20 protein-coding genes are annotated in these 24,027 nt (G+C 33.6%); 13 read left to right on the forward strand and 7 right to left on the reverse strand.

From position 1 onward, the window contains the following. Nucleotides 1-64: 64 nt before the first annotated feature. The 4 genes from dnaN to ACVCXO_RS03770 all read right to left on the reverse strand — a co-directional run bounded on the left by dnaN (nt 65) and on the right by ACVCXO_RS03770 (nt 5,006). Complete coding sequence (gene dnaN / locus ACVCXO_RS03755) at nt 65-1,183, reverse strand: DNA polymerase III subunit beta (RefSeq protein ID WP_452228256.1); 1,119 nt, start codon at nt 1,181-1,183, stop codon at nt 65-67. Between the two features lie 128 nt (nt 1,184-1,311). After that, nucleotides 1,312-3,702: a gliding motility-associated ABC transporter substrate-binding protein GldG gene (gldG, locus tag ACVCXO_RS03760; protein WP_452228257.1), complete on the reverse strand. Its 2,391-nt coding sequence runs from the start codon at nt 3,700-3,702 to the stop codon at nt 1,312-1,314. Nucleotides 3,703-3,809: 107 nt separating this feature from the next. Further along, nucleotides 3,810-4,106 (reverse strand): putative quinol monooxygenase, encoded by a 297-nt coding sequence (locus tag ACVCXO_RS03765; protein WP_452228258.1) that lies wholly within the window; start codon nt 4,104-4,106, stop codon nt 3,810-3,812. Nucleotides 4,107-4,169: 63 nt separating this feature from the next. Beyond that, on the reverse strand, nt 4,170-5,006 hold the full coding sequence (locus ACVCXO_RS03770) for an SAM hydrolase/SAM-dependent halogenase family protein (protein ID WP_452228259.1): 837 nt from the start codon (nt 5,004-5,006) through the stop codon (nt 4,170-4,172). 123 nt (nt 5,007-5,129) lie between these two features. Between ACVCXO_RS03770 and ACVCXO_RS03775 the strand changes: the two genes are divergently transcribed. Beyond that, nucleotides 5,130-6,086, forward strand: a complete 957-nt coding sequence (locus tag ACVCXO_RS03775; RefSeq protein WP_452228260.1) for a PhoH family protein — start codon at nt 5,130-5,132, stop codon at nt 6,084-6,086. A gap of 198 nt (nt 6,087-6,284) precedes the next feature. Beyond that, nucleotides 6,285-7,235, forward strand: coding sequence for a phosphoribosylaminoimidazolesuccinocarboxamide synthase (locus tag ACVCXO_RS03780; RefSeq protein ID WP_452228261.1), 951 nt, complete (start codon nt 6,285-6,287; stop codon nt 7,233-7,235). 63 nt (nt 7,236-7,298) lie between these two features. Here ACVCXO_RS03780 and mddA read toward each other — a convergent pair whose 3' ends face one another. Beyond that, complete coding sequence (gene mddA, locus ACVCXO_RS03785; protein WP_452228262.1) at nt 7,299-8,033, reverse strand: methanethiol S-methyltransferase; 735 nt, start codon at nt 8,031-8,033, stop codon at nt 7,299-7,301. A 125-nt stretch (nt 8,034-8,158) separates the two neighbouring features. Further along, nucleotides 8,159-9,355 carry an alpha/beta fold hydrolase gene (locus tag ACVCXO_RS03790; RefSeq protein ID WP_452228263.1) on the reverse strand — a complete coding sequence of 399 codons (1,197 nt, stop codon included), beginning with the start codon at nt 9,353-9,355 and terminating at the stop codon, nt 8,159-8,161. Between the two features lie 270 nt (nt 9,356-9,625). On the opposite strand from ACVCXO_RS03790, the gene ACVCXO_RS03795 reads away from it, so the two are divergent. Next, a complete protein-coding gene (locus ACVCXO_RS03795; RefSeq protein ID WP_452228264.1) occupies nt 9,626-11,005 on the forward strand; it encodes an alanine/glycine:cation symporter family protein in 1,380 nt (459 codons plus the stop codon). 278 nt (nt 11,006-11,283) lie between these two features. Here ACVCXO_RS03795 and ACVCXO_RS03800 read toward each other — a convergent pair whose 3' ends face one another. Further along, nucleotides 11,284-12,204 carry an AraC family transcriptional regulator gene (locus tag ACVCXO_RS03800; RefSeq protein ID WP_452228265.1) on the reverse strand — a complete coding sequence of 307 codons (921 nt, stop codon included), beginning with the start codon at nt 12,202-12,204 and terminating at the stop codon, nt 11,284-11,286. Between the two features lie 172 nt (nt 12,205-12,376). Between ACVCXO_RS03800 and ACVCXO_RS03805 the strand changes: the two genes are divergently transcribed. From ACVCXO_RS03805 to ACVCXO_RS03850, 10 genes are all read left to right on the forward strand, one after another. Continuing rightward, nucleotides 12,377-13,876 carry an aldehyde dehydrogenase family protein gene (locus ACVCXO_RS03805; protein ID WP_452228266.1) on the forward strand — a complete coding sequence of 500 codons (1,500 nt, stop codon included), beginning with the start codon at nt 12,377-12,379 and terminating at the stop codon, nt 13,874-13,876. A gap of 67 nt (nt 13,877-13,943) precedes the next feature. Next, entirely contained in the window at nt 13,944-14,297 is a 354-nt protein-coding gene (locus ACVCXO_RS03810) for a DUF779 domain-containing protein (RefSeq protein WP_452228267.1), read from the forward strand. A 159-nt stretch (nt 14,298-14,456) separates the two neighbouring features. Next, on the forward strand, nt 14,457-14,876 hold the full coding sequence (locus tag ACVCXO_RS03815; protein WP_452228268.1) for a transposase-like zinc-binding domain-containing protein: 420 nt from the start codon (nt 14,457-14,459) through the stop codon (nt 14,874-14,876). Between the two features lie 105 nt (nt 14,877-14,981). After that, nucleotides 14,982-16,229: a hypothetical protein gene (locus ACVCXO_RS03820; protein ID WP_452228269.1), complete on the forward strand. Its 1,248-nt coding sequence runs from the start codon at nt 14,982-14,984 to the stop codon at nt 16,227-16,229. A 12-nt stretch (nt 16,230-16,241) separates the two neighbouring features. Then, nucleotides 16,242-16,502, forward strand: a complete 261-nt coding sequence (locus tag ACVCXO_RS03825; RefSeq protein WP_452228270.1) for a DUF4212 domain-containing protein — start codon at nt 16,242-16,244, stop codon at nt 16,500-16,502. Nucleotides 16,503-16,532: 30 nt separating this feature from the next. Continuing rightward, a complete protein-coding gene (locus ACVCXO_RS03830) occupies nt 16,533-18,299 on the forward strand; it encodes a sodium:solute symporter family protein (protein WP_452228271.1) in 1,767 nt (588 codons plus the stop codon). 165 nt (nt 18,300-18,464) lie between these two features. Further along, the gene (locus ACVCXO_RS03835) at nt 18,465-18,659 is read left to right on the forward strand and encodes a hypothetical protein (RefSeq protein WP_452228272.1); all 195 of its coding nucleotides are present in this window, start codon (nt 18,465-18,467) and stop codon (nt 18,657-18,659) included. Next, nucleotides 18,652-21,342 (forward strand): ATP-binding protein, encoded by a 2,691-nt coding sequence (locus ACVCXO_RS03840; protein WP_452228273.1) that lies wholly within the window; start codon nt 18,652-18,654, stop codon nt 21,340-21,342. Before ACVCXO_RS03835 ends, ACVCXO_RS03840 begins: the two co-directional genes overlap by 8 nt. A 16-nt stretch (nt 21,343-21,358) precedes the next feature. After that, on the forward strand, nt 21,359-21,724 hold the full coding sequence (locus ACVCXO_RS03845) for a response regulator transcription factor (RefSeq protein ID WP_452228274.1): 366 nt from the start codon (nt 21,359-21,361) through the stop codon (nt 21,722-21,724). A 294-nt stretch (nt 21,725-22,018) separates the two neighbouring features. Continuing rightward, on the forward strand, nt 22,019-23,914 hold the full coding sequence (locus ACVCXO_RS03850; RefSeq protein ID WP_452228275.1) for an acetate--CoA ligase: 1,896 nt from the start codon (nt 22,019-22,021) through the stop codon (nt 23,912-23,914). Nucleotides 23,915-24,027 lie beyond the last annotated feature (113 nt).

A 24,027-nucleotide genomic window follows, 5' to 3' on the forward strand; every position in this document is an offset into this window, starting at 1 on the left:
ATGAGTATTTTTAATATTTAAAGGTTGTTTATCTCGATTATGAGATTCCTGCCTTCGCAGGAATTTAGCTATTTAACATCACGGGCATTACTAACATAGTAACTTGTTCTCCTTCATCTAATCCATCAACAGGAGTTAAAATTCCTGCTCTGTTTGGTAGACTCATTTCCAATTGCACTTCACCAGAAGTTAGGTTGTTTAACATTTCGGTTAAAAAACGAGAGTTAAAACCAATTTGCATATCGTCCCCTTGATAATCACAAGTTAAACGCTCTTCTGCTTTGTTAGAGTAATCGATATCTTCGGCAGAAATATTAAGTTCTGCTCCAGCAATTTTTAAACGTATTTGGTGTGTTGTTTTATTAGAGAAAATACTAACACGACGCACAGAATTTAAAAACTGTGTTCTGTCAATGCTTAATTTATTCGGATTCTCTTTTGGAATAACCGCTTCGTAGTTAGGATATTTTCCATCAATTAATCTACAAACTAATTCTGTGTTTTCAAAAGTAAACTTCGCATTAGAGTCGTTATACTCAATAGTTACAGCATCATCACTAGCAGCCAAAATTCCTTTTAAAAGATTTAAAGGTTTTTTAGGCATGATAAATTCTGCCACTTGGCTAGCTTGAACATCAGAGCGCGTGTATTTTACTAATTTGTGTGCATCTGTTGCTACAAAGGTTAAACCTTCTGTGGAGAACTGAAAAAAGACACCACTCATTACCGGACGTAAATCATCGTTTCCAGCAGCAAATATAGTTTTGCTAATTGCTGTTGCTAAAATATCACCAGAAATGGTTGTTGAACTAGGGTTCTCTAAAGCTACAGCTTTCGGAAATTCTGCACCATCGGCATATGCTAAAGCATACTTACCATGATTAGAGCTAATTTCTATCGTATTATTTTCTTCTACAACGAAAGTTAACGGTTGCTCCGGAAAAGTCTTTAAAGTGTCTAAAAGTAAACGAGCAGGAACTGCAACGCTACCTTCGTTATCACTTTCTACATCTAATTTAGAAGACATGGTTGTTTCTAAATCACTTGCAGAAACTGTAAGTTCGTTATGATTTAATTCGAATAAAAAATTATCTAAAATCGGTAAAGTATTAGAGCTGTTAATAACACCTCCAAGAACTTGTAATTGTTTTAGTAAATAGGTACTGGATACTATAAATTTCATGTATATAATACGTTAATTCGTTTCAATATTGAATAGATACAAATATATTCTAAAGCTAGTGAAAATGGAAACAAACTTATTAACAACTTGTTTCTGTGAAATGGACAAAATATTGCTGTTTTAAAATCTTATTTCGCGTACTTTTTTCTTCGGAAAAAATTAAAAATAAATCCGAAAACACCTAATAAAACTAGTGGTAACAGAATATTTACTATTTGCCATTTTGCTTTTTCGGAAGCTACTTTTTTAGGATCTAAAAATGCAACAGCAATTTCTTTGGTACGAATGTTTATAAGTCCATCGTCGTCTAATAAGTAGTTTACGGCGTTTAGCAGAAATTCTTTGTTTCCGTAGGTTTGTCCGGACCATTTATCAAAACCAAGTTCCTGAGGTCCATTTCTGCCCACATCATTTTTAATGACATCGCCATCTGCAATGACAATCATTTTAGTAGGAATACTTTTATTTAATTCGTTTTCTAAAGCAAATGGTTTCACTCTATTATTATACACGGAAGTAAATTGGCCTTCTAATAATACCGCAAGATTCTGACTGCCTTTGTTATATTGTTTGGGGTCTGGTTCTTTCTGCGTCATCTCTAAGCTAATCTCACGTGGTGTGCCGTCTATTTTAGAAAGAACAGAACTTTTTAACAAAATAGTCTTATCAATATTGTTTTTTAAGGTGTCTATTTGGTTCGCAAAATCAAACTTTACCAAGTTTAGGTTATTGGTAATAGCATGCTTGCTTTCTGCATTTACTAATGGCGAATAATACCAGGGTAGTTGCTTAAATTGCGATTGGCTGCCTTCGCCTGAAGCTAAAGTTATAGGAGCAGAGTAGAGGTCGTTAACCAAAACGTGATTGATACGAGCGCCGTATTTAAAAAAGAAATCAGTAAGATTTAAATCTCTTGCAACAGCAACACTTTTTCCTGTAGGATTATACAAGCTGTCTTTTTCAATGGAAACAGCATCTATTAGCCAAAGACTTTTTCCACCTTTCATTGTAAATTGATCTAATACCAATTTTTCTTTTTCTGAAAAAGCTTCCGTTGGTTTAGCCGAAATAATCAAATCGAATGCATTTAAAGCTTTCGATGTTTTTTGCGGATTAGAAGCAACACTATCTAAAGTAAAAGGTGCAATGAAATAGTAGTCCCCAATAGTTTTAATGAAATCGTAAATGTATTTATCTTCTAATTGATTGTTTCCTCTAAGTATGGCTACTTTGCGTTTTTTAGGGTTTACGAGTTTGCTAAATGCATCTGCAAAAGCATATTCTAAATGCTGTACAGAGTTGGTAACTAATTCTTGTTGTGTAGCGCCAATCTTCGTTTTTACTAACGGAATTTTAACCGTTTCCCCATTATGGCTCGCTAAAGCCCAAGGGAAAATTACTGCTTGGCTAGACTTACCACTTTCTTGAACGGTTAATTGCATCGGAGTTAAACCTCTATCGTTTAACTGTTGCATGCTGCGATCACGAGTTGCTTCGTCTGCAATCGGATTTATAAAATGAAATTTAATGTTCGCATTTTGTGCTTCAAACTCTTCTAGTAATTGTTTGGTTTCGTTTTTAAGTCGTCTAAATTCCGTAGGAAAATCTTCGCCTTCTAAGAATACATCTATCAAAATTGGCGATGCTACTTTATCTATAATTTGTAAAGCAGCATCACTAATAGTATATCGTTTATCCTGGGTTAAATCATAACGTTGATATAATCCGCTTTTCGCTGAAAATATATTGAAAAGCAAAAGACCTAAAGGCAATAATAGAAAAATGACATAGTCTTTTTTTACAAAAGGTTTTGTCTGAATTTTTCTTGCAGTGAAGAAAATAAACAACACAGTAATACTTAAAAAGTAAATAATATCTCGAGTATCTAAAACACCACGACTCATGCTTTTATAGTGCGTGCTCATGCCTAATTGTTCTACAAAAGAACTAGCCATAAAGTCTGCAATACCTTGAAACCCTATATAAAAAAGGAAGCATAAAAAAACCGAAGTAATAAATGCTACAATTTGATTGTCGGTAATGCTAGAAGCAAATAAGCCAATTGCGGTATACGCTGCAACTAGAAATAATAAACCAAAATAGGAGCCAAGTGTGCTACCAGCGTCTAGATTTCCTTGCGGATTACCAAGTTGGTTTACCGCATATACATAGAGTAATGTTGGTAAAAGGGCAATTAAAATTAAAATCAATGCGCCAAAATATTTGCCAAGTACAATGTTTACTTTGCTAATAGGTTTTGTTAATAAAAGTTCTAGTGTTCCTTGTTTTTTTTCATCACTAAAACTACGCATGGTTACCGCAGGAATAAGGAAAATAAGAATCCAAGGTGCAAGTAAAAAGAACGAAGATAAATCGGCAAAGCCATTATCTAAAATATTGAATTCGCCTTTAAATAACCAAAGGAATAGACCGTTTAGCAATAAAAATATAGCAATCACCAAATAACCTATTGGTGAAGCGAAGAAGGAGTTGATTTCTTTTTTAAGTATTGCAAACATGCTTTGTTTATTTGTTTTTTGCTGATGCGTTTATTTGGTTTGTTACTACTGTTTACTTTTTTCACTTACTGAATACTGAATACTGAATACTGAATACTGAACACTGCCTACTTCAGCGAAGCGACTTTATCCACACTCCAGGCTTCCGGTTTCCCATTAAACATGGGTTTTGTTTTTGCCCAAATACCTTTAAATAAATCGGAGTGTCTATAATTTTCTAAATCGGCTTCCGCTTCCCAATAACTATACGTGAAAAATATATTCGAATTTGTTTTATCTCTGTATAACTCTAAAAAACGACAGCCATTAAAGTTTCGTATATTTTCTTTCTTTTCATTAAAGTTTTCTAAAAATTCTTCAATTTTAGAAGGGTCAAAACTCATTTTTACAATACGTACAAACATAGATGTATTTTGTTTTATTTCCGCGAAAGCGAAAAGCTTAATTTATTTACTGAACACTGAACACTATACTTTATTAATATGAATAGTTACCGTATCTCTAAGTTGTAAACCCATTAATGTGGATGCACTACCAACGGTATTTGTATTACTTTTATACAACGCGATTTCCAAATAATTGGAGGAGTTAAATACCACAACCCGGCGTCCTTCATCATGTCTTTTTTCTTCGGGAATATCAAAATTTATAATATCGCTATACTTTTTATGAATGGTTTTAAACTTATAATTTCTAGCAGATATTTCAAATTCACGACCTTTTTGGATTTCTTCAAAAAACGATTTTCTAATATTCGTGATCACATTACCGTAATTGTCAATATAAATAACACTTCCTATAATTTGTGTTCTTTCTTCGTTTACAAAAGGATGTATGTTGGTGGTTGGTTTTATATCTGTTATCACTTTACCAATAACTTCTAGCGTACCACCGCGAGCCAAATGCGAAGCGACTTTTACAAACACATCTAAAACAGGGAAACTAGTAACTATTTTATCGTGTATATTAATTTCTACAATTTTCTCAGGTGCAATTTCTGCACAAATCATACTCATAATACCATTATTGGCACAAATAAAATAATGTCCGTCTAACTTCACAGCAATATGTTTGTTCTCTGGATTTATTTCGGCGTCAATTCCTATAAGGTGAATCGTGCCTTTTGGGAAACTACTATATGCATTTTGAATTATATACGCCGCTTCCGGAATATTAAATGGGGAAACAGAATGAGAGATATCAACAATTTTAACATCAGGAATTTCGCTATAAATAGCTCCTTTTATAGCACCAGCAAAGTGATCTTTCTCACCAAAGTCAGTCGTTAATGTTATTATTGCCATAAATTAATGTTGATATTTTTTTAACATAACACACCTTAAAATTGTTTAAGTTTGTTTAGCTTTCTAATTGGAAAACAAATCTAATAAAATAGAACAGATTACTATAATTAAATCGATACGCTTTTGAACGAATTAATAATTGAACTTGAAGAAATTACACCAAAAGAATTTTTTGGTGCTGGAAACGAAAATATTAAATTATTAAAAAAATACTTTCCTAAATTAAAAATTGTTGCTAGAGGCAATGAAATTAAAGCTTACGGAGAAGAAGAGCTTTTAGACGAGTTTAATAGGCGAATCACAATGTTGATAAAACATTTTGCCAAGTATAACAAGCTAGACGAGAATGTTATAGAGCGCGTTTTAACTAGCAATACTAGTCAAGATTATGCTACAAGTGCAAAAAGTGGAGAAACGATTTTGCATGGTGTAAATGGGAAAATTATTAAAGCCCAAACGGCAAACCAACGTAAAATGGTGGAACTTATGCGTACAAACGATATGGTTTTTGCTATTGGCCCAGCAGGAACAGGAAAAACATATACCGGAGTTGCATTAGCCGTAAAAGCATTAAAAAATAAGGAAGTAAAACGAATTATTTTAACGCGTCCTGCAGTAGAAGCCGGAGAAAATTTAGGATTCCTTCCCGGAGATTTAAAAGAAAAACTAGATCCATATATGCAACCTCTTTATGATGCGTTGCGAGATATGATTGCGCCAGAAAAATTAGCACAGTATATAGAAAATGGAACCATACAAATTGCACCTTTGGCATTTATGCGGGGACGAACCTTGGATAATGCATTTGTTATTTTAGACGAAGGTCAAAATACCACGCACGCACAAATGAAAATGTTTTTAACCCGAATGGGAAAGAATGCAAAGTTCCTTTTAACGGGTGATCCCGGACAAATAGATTTACCGCGTCGTACGGTTTCCGGACTAAAAGAAGCCTTATTGGTTTTAAAAGATATTGAAGGTATTGGTATGGTTTTCTTAGACGACAAAGATGTGGTTCGTCATAAACTTGTAAAAGCCGTAATTGCTGCCTATCGAAATATTGAAAATCTGGAAGGCTAGTTTTTTTAGGAGTCAGGAACCTGCTTTTCGCTATATCTTTTTACTTGTTCTCGATACAAATTTGCAAAAAAGCAAATCCACTCGAACTGACGTAAAAAGGATGCCGCTGCAATCAGGACTAAGGCTTTCTAGATAAAAATAAAAAATACAATTATTAAAGGCTAATAGCCAACAGCTACTAGCTAAAAGCAAAAAAAAATGAGTAATACAATTACAGATACCAACTTTAATTTTCCAAATCAAAAAAGTCTTTACAAAGGAAAAGTAAGAGCCGTCTATAATATCAATGATGAAGAATTAGTCATGATAGCAACCGATAGACTTTCTGCTTTTGATGTTGTGATGCCAAAAGGAATTCCTTTTAAAGGACAAATACTAAACCAGATTGCTACAAGCATGATGAAAGCTACCGAAGATGTGGTGCCAAATTGGTTAACAGCAACACCAGATCCAAATGTGGCCGTTGGTCATTTATGTGAACCGTTTAAAGTAGAAATGGTAATTCGTGGGTATATGTCTGGTCATGCAGCAAGAGAATATAAAGCAGGAAAGCGTATGCTTTGCGGCGTTGCAATGCCAGAAGGTTTAAAAGAGAATGATAAATTTCCTTCTCCAATAATTACACCTGCTACCAAAGCAGAAATGGGAGATCATGATGAAGATATTTCACGTGAAGATATCTTAAAACGAGGAATAGTTTCTGAAGCAGATTATATTGTTTTAGAAGATTATACCAGAAAATTGTTTCAAAGAGGAACGGAAATAGCTGCTTCTCGCGGATTGATTTTGGTAGATACTAAATATGAATTCGGAAAAACAAAAGAAGGAAAAATCGTTTTAATTGACGAAATTCATACGCCAGATTCTTCCCGTTATTTTTATGCAGATGGGTATCAAGATCGTCAAGATACAGGCGAAGCGCAAAAACAGCTTTCTAAAGAGTTTGTGCGTCAGTGGTTAATTGCAAACGATTTTCAAGGTCTCGAAGGACAAACAGTTCCTATAATGTCTGACGAGTATATAGAAACGGTTTCCGAAAGATATATTGAATTGTATGAGAAAATCATGGGTGAGAAATTTGTGAAAGCAGATGTATCTAATATTCAAGAACGTATTGAAAAAAATGTTTTAGCGTATTTGGCTAGCTAAATTACTAACATATACATATTAGACCTGACAGATTTCAAAAACTGTCAGGTCTTTTTTTTTTTTTTACTTAAACTTTGTGAAAGGAACTATCATGGGGACTTCCTTTTGATAGACTTCATATTTTTCTCCAATAAATTTTCGTAAATCTCTTTCTTCTAAATATTTAACTGCAATCAGCATGTAAAGCGTGGTAACTATAGCAAATAGCAGATGCCCAACGGTCATAAATGGGGTTGCCCAAAACGCTATCATAAAGCCAAGCATAATAGGATGTCTTACCATTTTATAGAAATAGTTGGTTTGAAAGGTTGGGTCTTCCGTATGTTTATTTTTATAATTATTAAATATTTGTGTTAAACCAAATAACTGAAAATGACTAATCATAAACGTAGAAAGAAATACAATTAACCAACCCATAAAAAAGACTCCCATAATTATATATTGCATAGTTGTGTTTTCAGCATTCCATATTACCGCAGTCATTGGTTGCCATTTCCAATAAATTAAAAGCAGCGCTAAACTAGATAATAGGATGTACGTGCTACGTTCTGAAGCAGGGCCAATCGCAGGTGAAATCCACTTTTTAAAAGCAGGTCTCGCCATAACGCTATGTTGTACAGCAAATAAACTAAGCAATCCTAAATTTATAAATAACGCATTGGTAAAAGAAGTTTCTACTCCAGAGTTTATTGCTTTTGGAACTATAAAATCTCCTACAAAACCGATAGCGTAAAGAAAAGCAATTAGAAATACTACGTACGCGATTAGGCCATACAGAATGATGATTAATTTTTTCATAATAGATAATTTGATTAATAGCTTATAAATCAGAGATTAAATATCGTAAAAAACGTAGCGTTTGAATATGCCTAAAAGACCAAAGAATGTTCTCTAAGGTTCAATGTTGTCTATTTATCTTGTTTTTAGTGTTTTAAAATTCGGTTCTTGTATTTGTTTGGAGAGGTTTTGTACTTTTCTTTAAATACTTTTATAAAATGGGAGTTGTTTTTAAAACCACTTTCGTAACATATTTGGTTTATGTTTAATTCGTTTTCTAACAGAAGTTTTTTTGCGTATTCTAAACGTTTTGCTTTTAACCATTTATATGGTGTAGTATGGAATTGATTACTAAAATCTCTTTTAAATCCAGATAAGCTTCTTCCACATAGTTTTGCAAATGCTTCCATTTTTAAATGATATTGAAAATTGTCAAGCATCGTTTTTTTTATATCAATTTTAGCGTATTTAGTTTTCCTTTTAATATGTTGCTTTAAATCACTAATAGGTTTAATTCCTGTAATAAATTCCTCCATTGCTTCTAGAGCCGAATTGGAATCACCAACCCAAAAACAATGATCATTACCTTTTAGTTCTATAAATTTCGAATTAATAATTTGATTTGCAAGATACTTTCCTTCTTCTATATTTACATCTATATCGTCGGTTCGATGTAGTATTAATGTTGGCGTTTTTATTTTTTTTAAAATACCAGTAATGTCTGTTTCGGTATTCATTTTTGCGAGAGCAAGAGCAGCACTCGGACTTGCCGCAGAACGTAAATAACTTGCAAACCAATTATAGTAATTTGTGTCACTAGCTAGAGATGGCATAATGGTTTCTAATCCCATTTTTTGTCCGTTTCCCCATTCTTTTTCAATGGTATTATAGAAAATCTCACGTGCCTCAGGTTTGGGAGCCCAAGGATAATTAATCGAATATTTTCTTTTTGCAAATACACCAAAAGTGATTAGAGAAATCATTCGTTCTGGATACGTTGCAGCAAAAAGACTTGCGATTGTTCCTCCTTCAGAATGGCCAAAAAATATAGCTTTTTTACTTCCTACCGCTTGCATCACACTTAAAACATCCTCCATTCTTTCCTCCAGGGAGCATAATGCATTTACGCGATCGGAAAGCCCTGTTCCTCGCTTATCGAATAAAATGAGCCTTGAAAACTGAGAAAGTGCCGTTAGAAATTCAGATAGTTTACTATCTAACCACATCATATCTATGTTGGAAACCCATCCCGGAATAAAAACGAGGTCAACATTACCTTCTCCTATTACTTGATATGCAATATTAATATCGTTGTTTTTTGCGTATTTCGTGATTGGTTTCAATGTGTGTAAATGCTGTTTTCTGTGTTAAAGTGTATGATAAATTAATTCCAGATATTTTTTAAAAATAATTTGCTTATTTTAATACGTTAAGTTACATTTTTTTTAACCAATCTTCCAATTATTTTTTTGTAAAAAGGGCTTATTTTTCTTTTAATTATTGTCTAATTCTATTAATCAAATATTGATTTTAATCCATAATTTTGTAATTATGTTGAGGGTTGTATTAAGATACTAGTAGTAATTTCAATACATTTATAAAAAAATATCAATTTGGAAAAACTAGACCAATTTATTGCAAACTTCGCCTCCTTTGTTTGGGGACTTCCATTATTAATTTTACTAATTGGAGGTGGTTTGTACCTGCTTATTTTATCCCGATTTTTACCATTTCGGTATTTAGGTCATGCTATTCAAGTACTTCGCGGTAAGTTTGATAATCCAGAAGATGCTGGGGAAATCACACATTTTCAAGCTTTAACAACCGCTTTGTCTTCTACCATTGGTATGGGGAATATTGCAGGAGTTGCTGTGGCAATTTCTATTGGAGGTCCAGGAGCTGTATTTTGGTTATGGGTTAGCGCAATTATTGGTATGGCTACAAAATTCTTTACTTCTAGTTTGGCAATTATGTATCGAGGAAAAGACAGTGAAGGTAATACGCAAGGCGGACCCATGTATTTTATTATGGAAGGTCTTGGTAAACACTGGAAACCCTTAGCAGTGTTTTTTAGTCTTTGCGGATTAATAGGCGCGTTGCCTGTTTTTAATGTAAATCAGCTTACACAAGCAATAAATGATATTGTTTTAAAACCGAATGGTGTGGCAGTAAATTTCACTTCCAATCTAATTATAGGTCTTGTTTTAGTAAGTATAACTTCAGTCGTTATTTTAGGTGGATTAAACCGAATTAGTAAAGTGGCTTCCAAGTTAGTACCAAGTATGGTTTTGCTTTATTTTGTGCTGATTCTTATTATTTTGTTCGCTAATGCGGAAGTAGTTCCAACCTATTTCAAACTTATTTTTACAGATGCTTTTGCAGCCGAAAATTATAAAGGCGATGCCTTTTTAGGCGGACTTCTAGGTGGATTGATCATTTTAGGAATTCGTCGTGGTGCATTTTCTAATGAAGCGGGAATTGGTACCGCACCTTTAGCCCATGGAGCAGCAAAAACAAACGAACCAATTCGAGAAGGTTTAGTGGCTATGTTAGGTCCCGCAATAGATACATTATTAGTTTGTACATTAACTGCTTTAGCTATTTTGGTAACAGGAGTTTGGCAAACCACCGAAGCGAACGGCGTTAGTCTCACAGCTAATGCTTTTGGAGCTGCAATGCCAAACTATGGTAGATATTTATTACTGCTTTGTATTGTCGTTTTTAGTGTGTCTTCTTTGTTTTCGTATGCCTATTATGGCGGAAAATGTTTGTCGTTTCTAATAGGAGATAAAAATAAACATTATTACAATTACTTCTATATTTTAAGTATTATTCTAGGAGCAACCACATCGTTGGCTTTAATGATTAATTTAATTGATGGTGTTTTTGCATTAATGGCAATTCCAACTATGACAGCCACTTTAATTTTAGCACCAAGAGTGGTGAAAGAGGCGAAAGCGTATTTTAAGAGAATGAAATCTCACCATGATTAAGTGTTTTTTATTAATACTACATTAGTAACTGATAATTTGTTGTGACTTGAAATTCCGACAAAGTCGGAAAACATCAAAATTCAGAAATAATGAAAGAAGGAGTGAAGATGCAATGCGAAGCATTCAGCACGTAACTCCGAAAATGAATGCTGCTTTAGTAATTTCCTATATTTTGATAGTGATTTTTTGGCTTGGTTTATCCTGAGCGTAGTTGAAGGGTTTTGTGTTAAAACAAAATGAATATAAGAAAGGAGTAGAAGTTTAAATCTAAAATTGATTTAAGATTTATTTATAGAAGCCTTAAACTGTTGCGGCGTCATCAATTCCATTTTCTTAAATTGTCTATTAAAATAACTCGTGTTATTAAATCCGGATTTAAAAGCAATCTCAGACATTCTAAAATCGGAAGATTCTTTCATTAGTTTTTTTGAAAATTTAATCTTTTCCGAGTTTATATAATCAATAGGAGAGATTCCTAATGTGTTTTTAAACTGCTTATGAAAGTGAGAAGCACTCATATATGCTTTCTTTGCCAATACATCTACAGACATGTCTTTATTGGTTAAATTTTCTTTAATAAACTTAATAACCGTTCCTATTCTAGTATCATTAAAAACTTGATGCGGATCATTTATTATTAATGCTTTGGCTTTGGTTTGTAATAGCCTAACAATTAACTCCTGAATCATTAAATCTAATAATACATCCTTCGATTTATTATTGTTGGTAAACGTATATGTTAATCGTTCTATTAGATGGTTGACATCTGTGTTGTTTATTAGATGTGAAGTGGTTTCGTCTAAATCCCAAGTGTTATTTTCATTTTCAATCGCTACATGCTGATTAAACTTTTCCACAACCTCATCAATTTTAAAAGCATCAATTCCTAAAGCTAGGCATTGCGTCGGATTCTCTTTTGTTGCCACCGGAAAATCAATAACCATTTCTTTATTGGTTGGCATCACTACAGATTCGCCAGGAAAAAAATCAAAAGCTTCAAAACCGTCTAAGTGCATAATCTTCTTTCCCGTAAGCATACTTGCTATAATGGGAAAGTTAAACGTTAGCGATATTTTTTCCGCGAAAGCGTGGGTTTCAAAAATATTAAGCTCTGCATAATCGGCACTATACGTCGTTCTGTTCTCCACTAATGTGGTCAGTTTTCTGTGGTTTCTATGTTGATTTAATAAAGATTCCATATTCAAGGTTACAAAATTTTAGTTAACAAATCTGTTAATAATAGATATGTTCACAACTATGATAAATACGTGCAAGGTAATTAGGATATGATAAAATAACTTTATAAAAAATAAAGATAATATATTTTTTAGATTAAAAAATTATCTAATTATTAATTTAACAAGAATTTATATGAGTTATTCTAAACCAAAGTTTAAAGCGAAATATGGCAATTTTATAAACGGAAAATTTGTAGAACCCATAGGTGGTCAATATTTTGAAAATACGTCACCAATCGATAATTCTTTAATTGCAAAATATCCACGCTCTCAAAAAGAAGATGTAGAAATGGCTTTAGATGCAGCAAATGCAGCTAAGGAAGCTTGGGGAAATACCTCAGCAACAGAAAGATCTAACTTATTAAATAAAGTAGCAGATATTATTGAAGCAAATTTAGAAGAGTTTGCACTTATTGAAACTTGTGATAACGGAAAACCAATTCGTGAAACGCTAAATGCAGATGTTCCTTTAGCGGTAGATCACTGGCGTTATTTTGCAGCTTGTATCCGTTCGGAAGAAGGTGGTGCATCCGAGTTAGATCAAAATACATTGTCATTAACCATTAAAGAGCCGCTAGGTGTTATCGGACAAATTATTCCATGGAATTTTCCACTATTAATGCTATCCTGGAAATTACCTCCAGCTTTAGTTACCGGAAACTGCGTGGTTTTAAAACCTGCGGAACAAACGCCTTCTTCTGCTACTTTTTTAATGGAAAAAATTGCAGCGGTATTTCCTCCAGGTGTTGTAAATATTGTTCATGGTTTTGGTCCGGAAGCAGGAAAACCGTTAGCGTCCAGCTCAAAAGTAGATAAAGTCGCTTTTACTGGTGAAACTACAACAGGACAATTAATCATGCAATATGCGTCTAAAAACTTAAATCCTGTAACTATGGAATTAGGAGGGAAGTCTCCTAACGTGTTCTTTAATTCGGTGATGGATTATGACGATGCCTTTTTAGATAAAGCTATTGAGGGCGCCGTTCTATTCGCTTTTAATCAAGGTGAGGTTTGTACAGCGCCTTCCAGAATTTTAGTGCAAGAAGATATTTATGATGCTTTTATGAAACGCGTTGTGGAAAGAACAAATGCAATTATTCAAGATAATCCGTATGATATAAATACTATGGTTGGTGCACAAGCATCTAACGATCAGTATGAAAAAATTCAATCGTATTTTAAAATTGGTAAAGACGAAGGAGCAAAAGTATTAGCGGGTGGATCTGCTAATAAATTATCTGGAAATTTAGCAAACGGATTCTATATTAAACCGACTATATTAGAAGGGCATAATAAAATGAGAGTTTTTCAAGAAGAGATTTTCGGACCAGTAGTTTGTGTGACTAAATTTAAAGATGAAGCGGAAGCTATCGAAATTGCCAATGATACACTTTACGGACTAGGAGCAGGAGTTTGGACACGAGATGCGCACCAATTATATCAAATTCCAAGAGCTATTAAAGCTGGTCGTGTTTGGGTAAATTGCTACCATGCATATCCAGCACATGCACCTTTTGGAGGGTATAAAAAATCAGGTTTTGGAAGAGAAAATCATGTGATGATGCTTAATTATTATCGTCAAACCAAAAACATGCTAATTTCTTATGATAAAAACAAATTAGGTTTCTTTTAGTAGTTTTGATTAATAGCACTAAAGGCTGAATTTTAAGATAATTCAGCCTTTTTAATATTTTATACATATGGAAAGAATAGCAATTACAGAAAAAGCATCAAAAGTTTTAGAACAACTAAAAGCAAAACATGGCGAATTAATTTTTCATCAAAGTGGAGGCTGTTGTGATGGTTCTGCACCTATGGTTTTTGAAAAAGGAGATATGTATCTGGATGAAAGTGATATTCTTTTAGGAGTCTTAAATGGTGTTAGCTTTTATATGAATCAAGATCAATTCGAATATTGGAAACATACCCATTTAACCGTAGATGTAACCGAAGGTCGCGGTGCTAGTTTTTCTTTAGAAATACCGTTAGGACTTCGCTTTTTAATCCATTCCCGTTTATTAACAAAAGAGGAAGAAACTTTTTTCAATGCATAGTTCAACGGAAGCATAGTAAATTAGATTTTATTAATTTTAGCTCTAAAATTCAGGTTTATTCTTGGTTTTAGAGCTTTTTTTATACTAAAGCTTTAAATTTTTAACAGTATGATTTTATTTTTATTGCTAAATTGATATATTTATGCTAAATTAATATATATGACCGTAGATTTATGTCCTAATTGTGGATCAGACCATTACATTAAAAGCGGAATTGTTAACAACAGACAGCGTTATAAATGTAAAAAATGTAACTATTTTTTCTCTGTGAATAAGATAGGAAAGAAGATAGATGACTACTACGTTAATAAATCATTACAATTATATCTAGAAGGGTTAACGTATCGAGAAATTGAACGTATTCTAGGGATCTCTCACGTTAGTATCATGAATTGGGTGAAAAAATATAATATTAAGCGTCCTTATAATTCTAATTATCATCCGACTTATAAGATTTTAAATGCTTTAGAATTAGGGAAGTACTTTAGCAATGCAGAAAATATTAAAGGAGCAGGTGTGGTCGTTACCGAGTTAGGCGATAAATTCATGCTGATTAAGTGGGAGCGTTTTAAGGATTAGTATAGTAAATTAACAGAAAGATATATTAGTTTTTTGTTAACACATTGTTTTTAAGAGATTAGTGGTGCACACAAAACCAATTATTACTAACTAATCCTTTAAACAATGAGAAAACAAACCCTTTTATTGATCGGACTCTTTTTAATGTCCTTTCAATTTATGACTGCTCAAGGCTCTCCAGATTATGATGGCGGACTTAAGTTTAAATTTAACGAAGATGGTTCTAAATATCTTCGACTAATTTCTTGGGCGCAAGTTCAAGCGAATTATAATACCGATGACACCTTTGATGCAAACGGAAACGAAAACAGTAAATTAAATTTTAACTTACGTCGTGCTCGTATATTGATGTTTGCACAAATTAACAAAGACTTTTTAATCGTAACCCATTTCGGATTAAACAGTTTAACAAGCACTACTTTAAGTCCGACAGGTAAAGGAGATGGTTCACAACTCTTTTTTCATGATGTTTGGGCACAATATAATGTAGGTGCAAATCATACCGTTGGTGGTGGTCTACACTATTTTAATGGTATTTCTAGATTAAATAATCAAAGTACTTTAAACATGATGACCCTAGATAATAATCGTCAATCCTGGGCAACTATAGGTTTATCCGATCAGTTTGCACGTCATTTAGGAATCTTTGCAAAAGGAAAATTTAACAAACTGCAATATCGTGTTGCTGTTAATGATGCTGCTAATGCTACTTTAGATGGTCGTACTGCTGTTGCAGGAGGAGATGCTGTATATAACGGTCGCTCTTCTTTAGGATCTAAAGATGCAGGGAAAACGTATGCTGGATATTTTGATTATAACTTCTTCGATCAAGAATCAAATTTTTTACCTTATAAAGTAGGAACCTACTTAGGTACTAAAAAAGTATTTAATGTAGGGGCTGGTTTCTTTTTACATCCAAAAGGATCTGTTATAGATACAGGAACGGCTTTAACTCCAAACCTAGAAGGTGAAGATGTTTCTATTTTTGCTGTTGATGCATTCTACGATGCTCCAATTGGGGAAAAAGGAAGTGCTATTACTGCATATGCGGTATATCAAAATAGTGACTACGGAAAAGATTATCTGTATAGCGCTTACGGAACAGGAAGTATGTTGTATGCACATGTAGGTTATGTATTTAATGGTGAAAAAACGAAAACGAGATTCCAACCTTATGTAAGTTATGGTACGCATAGTTATGATGCGGTAAGTGATAATAGAAATACACTTGGTATCGGAATTAATGCTTTTATGAGTGGTCACAATTCAAAACTAACCTTAGAATATAAAAATCAAGAATTTGGAGCTTTAGATGCAAATACTATTTCTCTTCAAGCAATGATATATCTATAAAAACGAACAACTATGAGTGAAAAACAAGACAACGCATCTGCGTACTGGAAAGAAAATATCAAGTATTTAGCAATATTACTTGTGATCTGGTTTATCGTATCCTTTGGATGTGGTATTCTATTTAGAGAAGAATTAAACCAAATTAGACTTGGTGGTTTTAAGTTAGGCTTCTGGTTTGCCCAACAAGGATCCATATATGTATTCGTAATTTTAATATTCGTATACGTAAGATTAATGAACAAATTAGATAAAAAATACGGTTACGACGAGTAATCCTTAACTAAACTTAAAACAATAAAAATTATGAGTGTACAATTTTGGACATGGTTATTAGTAGGGATTACTTTCGCCTTATATTTTGGAATAGCAATTTGGGCACGAGCAGGCTCAACAAAAGAATTTTATGTTGCTGGTGGAGGTGTTTCTCCTTTAGCAAATGGTATGGCAACTGCAGCCGATTGGATGAGTGCAGCCTCCTTTATTAGTATGGCAGGAATTATTTCCTTTTCAGGTTATGATGGCTCTGTTTACTTAATGGGGTGGACTGGTGGATACGTGCTTTTAGCATTACTTTTAGCACCTTACTTACGTAAGTTTGGTAAGTTTACTGTTCCAGATTTTATTGGAGATAGATATTACTCCAACACAGCAAGAACGGTAGCAGTAATTTGCGCACTAATAGTATCGTTTACTTACGTTGCAGGACAAATGCGTGGTGTAGGTATTGTGTTTTCGCAATTCTTACAAGTAGATATTAATTTAGGTGTAATCATTGGTATGACCGTCGTTTTAACCTTTGCATTATTGGGAGGAATGAAAGGAATCACATACACACAAGTAGCGCAATATTGTGTATTAATCTTTGCTTTTATGGTTCCTGCTTTTTTCATCTCGATGCAAATGACAGGAAATATCATTCCGCAAATAGGAATGGGAGGGAAAGTAGAAGGTGGTGCCTTTCTACTCGACAAGTTAGATTTATTACATACAGAACTAGGTTTTCACGAATATACAAGCGGTACCAAAAGTACTTGGGATGTCTTTGCAATTACTTTAGCTTTAATGACAGGAACCGCTGGGTTACCACATGTAATTGTTCGTTTCTTTACAGTGCCTAAAGTAAAAGATGCACGTAAATCTGCTGGATATGCATTATTCTTAATTGCTATTTTATATACTACAGCACCTGCAATTGCAGTGTTTTCTAGAACGAATTTAATTGAAACAGTAAGTAATAAAGAATATTCTGAAATTCCAGTATGGTTTAAAAACTGGGAAGACACCGGATTAATTGCTTGGGCAGATAAAAATGGAGATGGAAAGATTCAATATGTAGCAGGTAGTGCTTTATCTAGCAAAAAACCAATGTATACAGATGCAAGAGGAGCACATGGAGAACGTATGGTTTCTAATGCAAGTGATGCAGAAAACGAGCTTTACGTAGATAGAGATATCATGGTATTAGCAAATCCTGAAATAGCAAATCTTCCAAATTGGGTGATTGCTTTAGTAGCAGCTGGTGGACTTGCAGCAGCATTATCTACGGCAGCAGGATTACTATTGGTAATCTCTACTTCTATTTCTCATGATTTAATTAAAAAACAATTAAAACCAGATATTTCAGATAAAAACGAGTTAAAAGCAGCAAGAATTTCGATTTTTGTAGCCATTTTAATTGCGGGTTACTTTGGTATTAATCCTCCAGGATTTGTAGCAGCAGTCGTCGCTCTCGCCTTTGGTCTCGCCGCAGCCTCCTTTTTCCCAGCTATTATTCTTGGGATTTTCGATAAGCGAATGAATAGTCAAGGTGCTATTTCAGGAATGGTTGTAGGTATCGTATTAATGTTATTCTACATGATGAAATTTAAACTAGATATGTTTGGTGGTGGTACGAGTGAAGATTGGTGGTTTGGTACATCTCCAGAAGGATTTGGTACTATTGCAATGTTCGTAAATGTTGTAATATCATTAGTCGTATCACGTATGACTCCAGCGCCACCGCAAGATGTTCAAGACATGGTGGAGAGTATAAGAATACCTTCAGGAGCAGGTGAAGCTTCCGATCATTAAAGTATTGAGTTCTGTCTTGTATTCTTTTGGCTTTAGCTAAAAAAATATAGAACTTAATTTAATTTAGTTAGTTTGTAAATCAGCATTACATTTATGTAGTGCTGATTTCTTATATTAGTAGCATTACTATTTTTTCGCTTTCGCGGATATGAAACCAACCAACCAATGAAAAAACGTCACGAACAAAAGCTAGTCGTATTATCGATAGCATTGTTTTTATTTTTTAATATACCATTCATTCTTGTTTTTAATTTTGAAGGTGCTGTTTTTGGTATTCCAACCTTATACTTTTCTATATTTTCTATTTGGTTATTGTCCATCGTAATTTCATATATCGTATTAAAACGTCATTATGAATAATTACGCTTTAATAACTATTATTATCATCTATTTAGCAGTGTTATTTTACATTGCTTTTCTAGCGGAAAAAAAGCGCCAAAGTAAATGGGTGAATAATCCATACGTGTATACTTTATCTTTAGCGGTCTATTGTTCTGCTTGGACGTACTACGGAAGCGTAGGAATTGCCGCAAATTCTGGTATTAATTTTTTACCCATTTATTTAGGTCCCGTTATAGCAGCACCTTTGTGGATTGTTGTACTCCGAAAAGTTATACGAATTTCTAAGCAACACAAAATTTCATCCATAGCAGATTTTATTTCTTTACGTTACGGAAACAATAGGTTTCTTGGTGCATTAGTTACTATTGTTTGTCTCTTCGGAACCTTGCCATATATTTCGTTACAGCTAAAAGCGGTTTCCGAAACCTTTGAAATTATGTCGGATGATACCAGTTATATCTCCACAACAGTTATAGATGATTCTACTTTTTATGTCGCATTATTATTAGCCATATTTGCTACTTTTTTTGGAACACAAAATGCGGATGCTTCCGAGAAACATAAAGGAATCATAGCCACTGTGGCATTTGAATCCGTTTTAAAATTAGTATTCTTTTTAGCAATTGGAGTTTATGTTACCTTTTATCTGTTTGATGGTACCACAGATATTTATGAGAAAATTTCTGTTACCGAAAATTTTAAAGAACTCACCACGCTTAGCGGAATAGAAGATGGGTTTAATTGGTTGTTCCTGATAGGATTATCTTTTATGGCTATATTTTTATTACCGAGACAGTTTCAGGTTTCGGTTTTAGAAAACAATAGAGAAAAACATTTAAAAAAAGCCATTTGGCTGTTTCCATTGTATTTATTGCTATTTAATCTCTTTGTTATATTTATTGCTTGGGCAGGGAAACTTACTTTTGGTAGTACTCAAAATGCCGAGTATTACTCTTTATTATTACCCTTAGAAAATGGAAATTCATTTTTTGCTGCACTAGTATTTTTAGGTGGTTTTTCTGCAGTCATTTCTATGGTGATTGTATCTACATTAGCCTTGTCCACGATGGTGAGTAACAACTTAATTATTCCGTATGGTTTTTTAGATAAGTTTATTAAAAATCAGCCAGATAGAAATTTAAAATACATTAAAAACATTAGGCGTATTTCCATTTTCACCATCATTATTGCGGCATATTTCTTTTATGTATCGTTTTCAAAAGAGTTATCGTTGTATTCTATTGGTTTAATTTCTTTTGTTATTATTTCACAATTAGCACCTTCTTTTTTTATAGGGTTATATTGGAATCGTGGTTCGTCAAAAGCAGCAATTATTGGTATTCTTATCGGTTTTGCCATTGCGGTGTATACTTTAGTTTTACCATTTACATTGCGTGAGTTGACAGGAACAGACGATTTTACGCAACTTGGTTTATTTGGTATTGCAGCGCTAAAACCGTACGCATTATTTGGTATTGATTTTTTAAGTCCGCCAGCACATGCTTTCTTTTGGAGTATGACCTTTAATGGTATGAGTTATTTAGTGTTTTCATTAATGGCAAAAGGGAATTATAGAGAGCGTAATTATGCCGAAATGTTTGTCGATAGTAACAATTTTACTACACTTCAAGACAGTGCATTAGTTTGGAAAGGAGAAGCATATGTTGCAGATATTAAAAATGTATTAGTCCGTTTTTTAGGCGAAAAAAGAGCCACTCGTGCGTTAACGATCTTCTTCACTAAATATAAATTACCACAAGACACGCAATTGGCAGATGCACGATTAATTAATTTTTCTGAAAAGCTCTTAACCGGAAGTATTGGTTCTGCATCCGCAAAAATATTAATTGCAAGTGTGGTAAAAGAAGAGCAGATTAGTTTGGTAGAAGTATTGAAAATTTTAGAAGAATCTAAAGAAAATATTGTCAGTAATAAAGTGCTTCTAGAAAAATCGAATGAGTTAACACAGCTATCTTCAAAACTTAAAGATGCAAATGAAGAATTACTTTCTAAAGACAAGCAAAAAGACGAATTTTTAGACACGGTTGCGCATGAACTTAAAACGCCAATTACTGGTATTCGTGCTGCTACTGAATTATTGATGGACGAAGAGGATGATATGCCAAAAGAAATTAAAGCACAATTCTTAAAAAATATACTTCAAGATTCGGATCGTTTAGGACGATTAATTCATAATATTTTAGATTTTGAAAAGTTAGAAACTGGGCGTTTACATTTAGATATGCAATACCAAGACATTCAAAAAACAATTACAAAAGCAATCAGTAGCATCTCTCAAATTGCAGCAAAAAAAGAAGTGCAAATTATAAATAAGAATACACATAGTTTCAAAACGAGCTATGATGAAGATCGTATTCTTCAAGTGTTAACCAATTTACTGTCTAATGCAATCAAATTTTGTACAGTCAAAACAGGGGAGATTATAGTAGATTATAAATTGGGAAATGCCTTTTTGGAAATCTCGGTAACCGACAATGGTAAAGGGATTCCAGTGGAGGATTACGATTTTATTTTTGATAAATTTTACCAATCGCAAGATCAAAATACAAGAAAACCACAAGGTAGCGGATTGGGTTTAGCAATTAGTAAGCAAATTGTGGAAAAACATAGTGGAAAAATTTGGGCAAAAAAAGGCATAAAAAATGGCGCAACACTTGTTTTTACCATACCTTTTAAGTAAATTGTTGTCGTAAAGTATGAAGAAGAAAATTTTAATTGTGGACGACGAGCCAAATATTGTGATGTCGTTAGAATATACCTTCAAAAAACAAGATTTTGAAGTGTTTATTGCAAGAGATGGAAGTGAAGCTTTAGAGATATTAAAACATCATATTCCTAGCGTGGTTTTGTTAGATATTATGATGCCAAATGTAGATGGTTATCAAACCTTGACACACATCAAAAATACAGTCGGTTTAAAAGATACCAAAGTGGTGTTTTTAACCGCGAAAAATAAAGCTTCAGATATAGAGAAAGGTTTAAAACTTGGAGCAGATAAGTATTTAACCAAACCTTTTTCAGTGAAAAAGATAGTTTCAGAAATACTGGAATTATTAACCTAAAAAGTCTTTGTAAGTCTTTTTTAAATATTGGTTTTGTGTGCAAACAAACTAAGTTTAATTAAAGTTTAAAGACATGAAATTTCACATCAACCCGCTAGCGTCAGATATTATAATTAGTATCTACATTTTAGTTACGCTTTTTTTAAGGTTTAAATTCGAAAACAAAACCAATGTAAGTCCTATGCTTTCTATAGTTATGGGAGTTTGTTTTGTGGTCATTATTTGGGCACTTGTCAAGTTAAAAATACTTAATCCTAATTGGTTTGGCTTGTTTAATTCTAAAAAAGCATAGCCATGAAATATCAAGAATTTTACCAAGAAAGTATACAATATCCAGAACGATTTTGGAAAGAACAAGCAAATCAACTCGATTGGTTTACGTCGCCAAAAACCATTTTGTCTAAAGATAAATATAACTATAGCCAATGGTTTGAAGATGGCGAATTAAACCTAAGCTATTTGTGTATAGACAAGCATATAAAAGATGGTTTTGGAGAACAAAATGCTATAATTTTTGACTCACCAGTTACCAACACAAAACAGCATATTACCTTCCATCAATTACACCATGAAGTTTCTAAACTCGCTGGTGGCTTACAGAATTTAGGCTTGCAAAAAGGCGATACGTGTATCATTTATATGCCAATGATTCCGCAAGCTGCATTCGCTATGTTGGCATGCGCAAGAATAGGCGTTATTCATTCGGTGGTGTTTGGTGGATTTGCACCGCATGAGTTGGCAATTCGTATAGATGATTGTAAACCAAAAGCAATTATTACGGCGTCTAACGGTATAGAAATAGATCGTATTATTCCGTATAAACCTTTTGTAGATGAAGCAATTGCGAAAGCGAAAAACAAGCCGGAACATGTTGTTGTTTTTGATAGACAATTGGGTGTGGAAATTCCGAAGAAAAACTACGATATAGATTATACTACTTTAGTAGAAGAATCTCCTTCCATCGAAGCTGTTTCCGTACCATCCACGCATCCTTCCTATATATTATATACTTCAGGAACTACAGGAACACCAAAAGGAATTATTCGAGATACTGGTGGTTATGCAACTGCTTTAAAATTCTCTATGAAATATATTTATGGTGTAGACGAAGGCGATACTTTTTGGGCGGCAAGCGATGTGGGTTGGGTTGTAGGGCACAGTTACATTGTTTACGGACCTTTATTAAACAGAAATACAACGATTTTATTTGAAGGTAAACCAATACGAACTCCAGATGCATCTACATTTTGGAGAGTGATTAGTGAGCATCAAGTAAAAGTGATGTTTACAGCACCAACAGCAATTAGAGCTATAAAAAAAGAAGATCCAAATGGCGAATTATTAAAAGCATTCGACTTGTCTTGTTTAAAATATCAGTTTTTAGCAGGCGAACGTTGTGATGTAGCCACTTTAACTTGGACCGAAGAGCATTTAAAAGTTCCTGTAATCGATCATTGGTGGCAAACGGAAAGCGGTTGGCCAATGATTGCAAATATGGTTGGCGTGGCTTTACAAGAAGTAAAACCAGGATCTGCCAGCTTACCTGTTTGTGGTTATGATATTCAAATTTTGAATGAAGAAGGAGAAAAGGTCGACGCTAGCGTAGAAGGTTATGTCGCTGTAAAATTGCCATTACCTCCAGGGACTTTAAGTAACCTTTGGGGAAATCCAGAGCGTTTTAAAGCAGGGTATTTAGACCGTTTTCCGGGATATTATTTTTCCGGAGATGGCGGTTATAAAGACGAAGATGGTTATATTTTTATAACAGGTCGCGTAGATGATGTAATTAACGTTGCTGGTCACCGATTATCTACTGCAGAAATGGAAGAAATTGTAGCATCTCATAAAGCAGTTGCAGAATGTGCTGTTTTTGGTGTGCATTGTGATTTAAAAGGACAAAAACCATTAGGTTTAATTGTTTTAAAATCTGGCGAAGCTTCCACAGAAAGCCAAATTCAAAAAGAAATTATACAAGAGGTTCGTAAAGAAATTGGAGCAGTAGCCTCCTTTAGAGATGTGTTAGTTGTTAACCGATTACCAAAAACACGAAGTGGAAAAATTCTTCGTAAATTGTTGCGAAATATCGCAGATGAACAGCAATATAATATACCATCAACCATAGATGATATCGCTATTATAAACGAAATTAAATTAGTATATCAAACCCATTATATTGGGATTCATAAATAAGTTCTCGATACCATGCTCTTAAAATCGTATCACTCGAACTGACGAAGTGGATAACGTCATATCCATAGATAACGTCACTTAATAACTAACGTCACATCGAGTGATTTTTGAAG

This window comes from Lacinutrix sp. MEBiC02404 (genome assembly GCF_053601575.1).

What these genes read in the sequence shown, in the direction of transcription:
- dnaN (WP_452228256.1), bottom strand. Translation starts at nt 1,183, where the DNA reads ATGAAATTTATAGTATCCAGTACCTATTTACTAAAACAATTACAAGTT.
- gldG (WP_452228257.1), bottom strand. Translation starts at nt 3,702, where the DNA reads ATGTTTGCAATACTTAAAAAAGAAATCAACTCCTTCTTCGCTTCACCA.
- ACVCXO_RS03765 (WP_452228258.1), bottom strand. Translation starts at nt 4,106, where the DNA reads ATGTTTGTACGTATTGTAAAAATGAGTTTTGACCCTTCTAAAATTGAA.
- ACVCXO_RS03770 (WP_452228259.1), bottom strand. Translation starts at nt 5,006, where the DNA reads ATGGCAATAATAACATTAACGACTGACTTTGGTGAGAAAGATCACTTT.
- ACVCXO_RS03780 (WP_452228261.1), top strand. Translation starts at nt 6,285, where the DNA reads ATGAGTAATACAATTACAGATACCAACTTTAATTTTCCAAATCAAAAA.
- mddA (WP_452228262.1), bottom strand. Translation starts at nt 8,033, where the DNA reads ATGAAAAAATTAATCATCATTCTGTATGGCCTAATCGCGTACGTAGTA.
- ACVCXO_RS03800 (WP_452228265.1), bottom strand. Translation starts at nt 12,204, where the DNA reads ATGGAATCTTTATTAAATCAACATAGAAACCACAGAAAACTGACCACA.
- ACVCXO_RS03805 (WP_452228266.1), top strand. Translation starts at nt 12,377, where the DNA reads ATGAGTTATTCTAAACCAAAGTTTAAAGCGAAATATGGCAATTTTATA.
- ACVCXO_RS03810 (WP_452228267.1), top strand. Translation starts at nt 13,944, where the DNA reads ATGGAAAGAATAGCAATTACAGAAAAAGCATCAAAAGTTTTAGAACAA.
- ACVCXO_RS03815 (WP_452228268.1), top strand. Translation starts at nt 14,457, where the DNA reads ATGACCGTAGATTTATGTCCTAATTGTGGATCAGACCATTACATTAAA.
- ACVCXO_RS03820 (WP_452228269.1), top strand. Translation starts at nt 14,982, where the DNA reads ATGAGAAAACAAACCCTTTTATTGATCGGACTCTTTTTAATGTCCTTT.
- ACVCXO_RS03825 (WP_452228270.1), top strand. Translation starts at nt 16,242, where the DNA reads ATGAGTGAAAAACAAGACAACGCATCTGCGTACTGGAAAGAAAATATC.
- ACVCXO_RS03830 (WP_452228271.1), top strand. Translation starts at nt 16,533, where the DNA reads ATGAGTGTACAATTTTGGACATGGTTATTAGTAGGGATTACTTTCGCC.
- ACVCXO_RS03835 (WP_452228272.1), top strand. Translation starts at nt 18,465, where the DNA reads ATGAAAAAACGTCACGAACAAAAGCTAGTCGTATTATCGATAGCATTG.
- ACVCXO_RS03840 (WP_452228273.1), top strand. Translation starts at nt 18,652, where the DNA reads ATGAATAATTACGCTTTAATAACTATTATTATCATCTATTTAGCAGTG.
- ACVCXO_RS03845 (WP_452228274.1), top strand. Translation starts at nt 21,359, where the DNA reads ATGAAGAAGAAAATTTTAATTGTGGACGACGAGCCAAATATTGTGATG.
- ACVCXO_RS03850 (WP_452228275.1), top strand. Translation starts at nt 22,019, where the DNA reads ATGAAATATCAAGAATTTTACCAAGAAAGTATACAATATCCAGAACGA.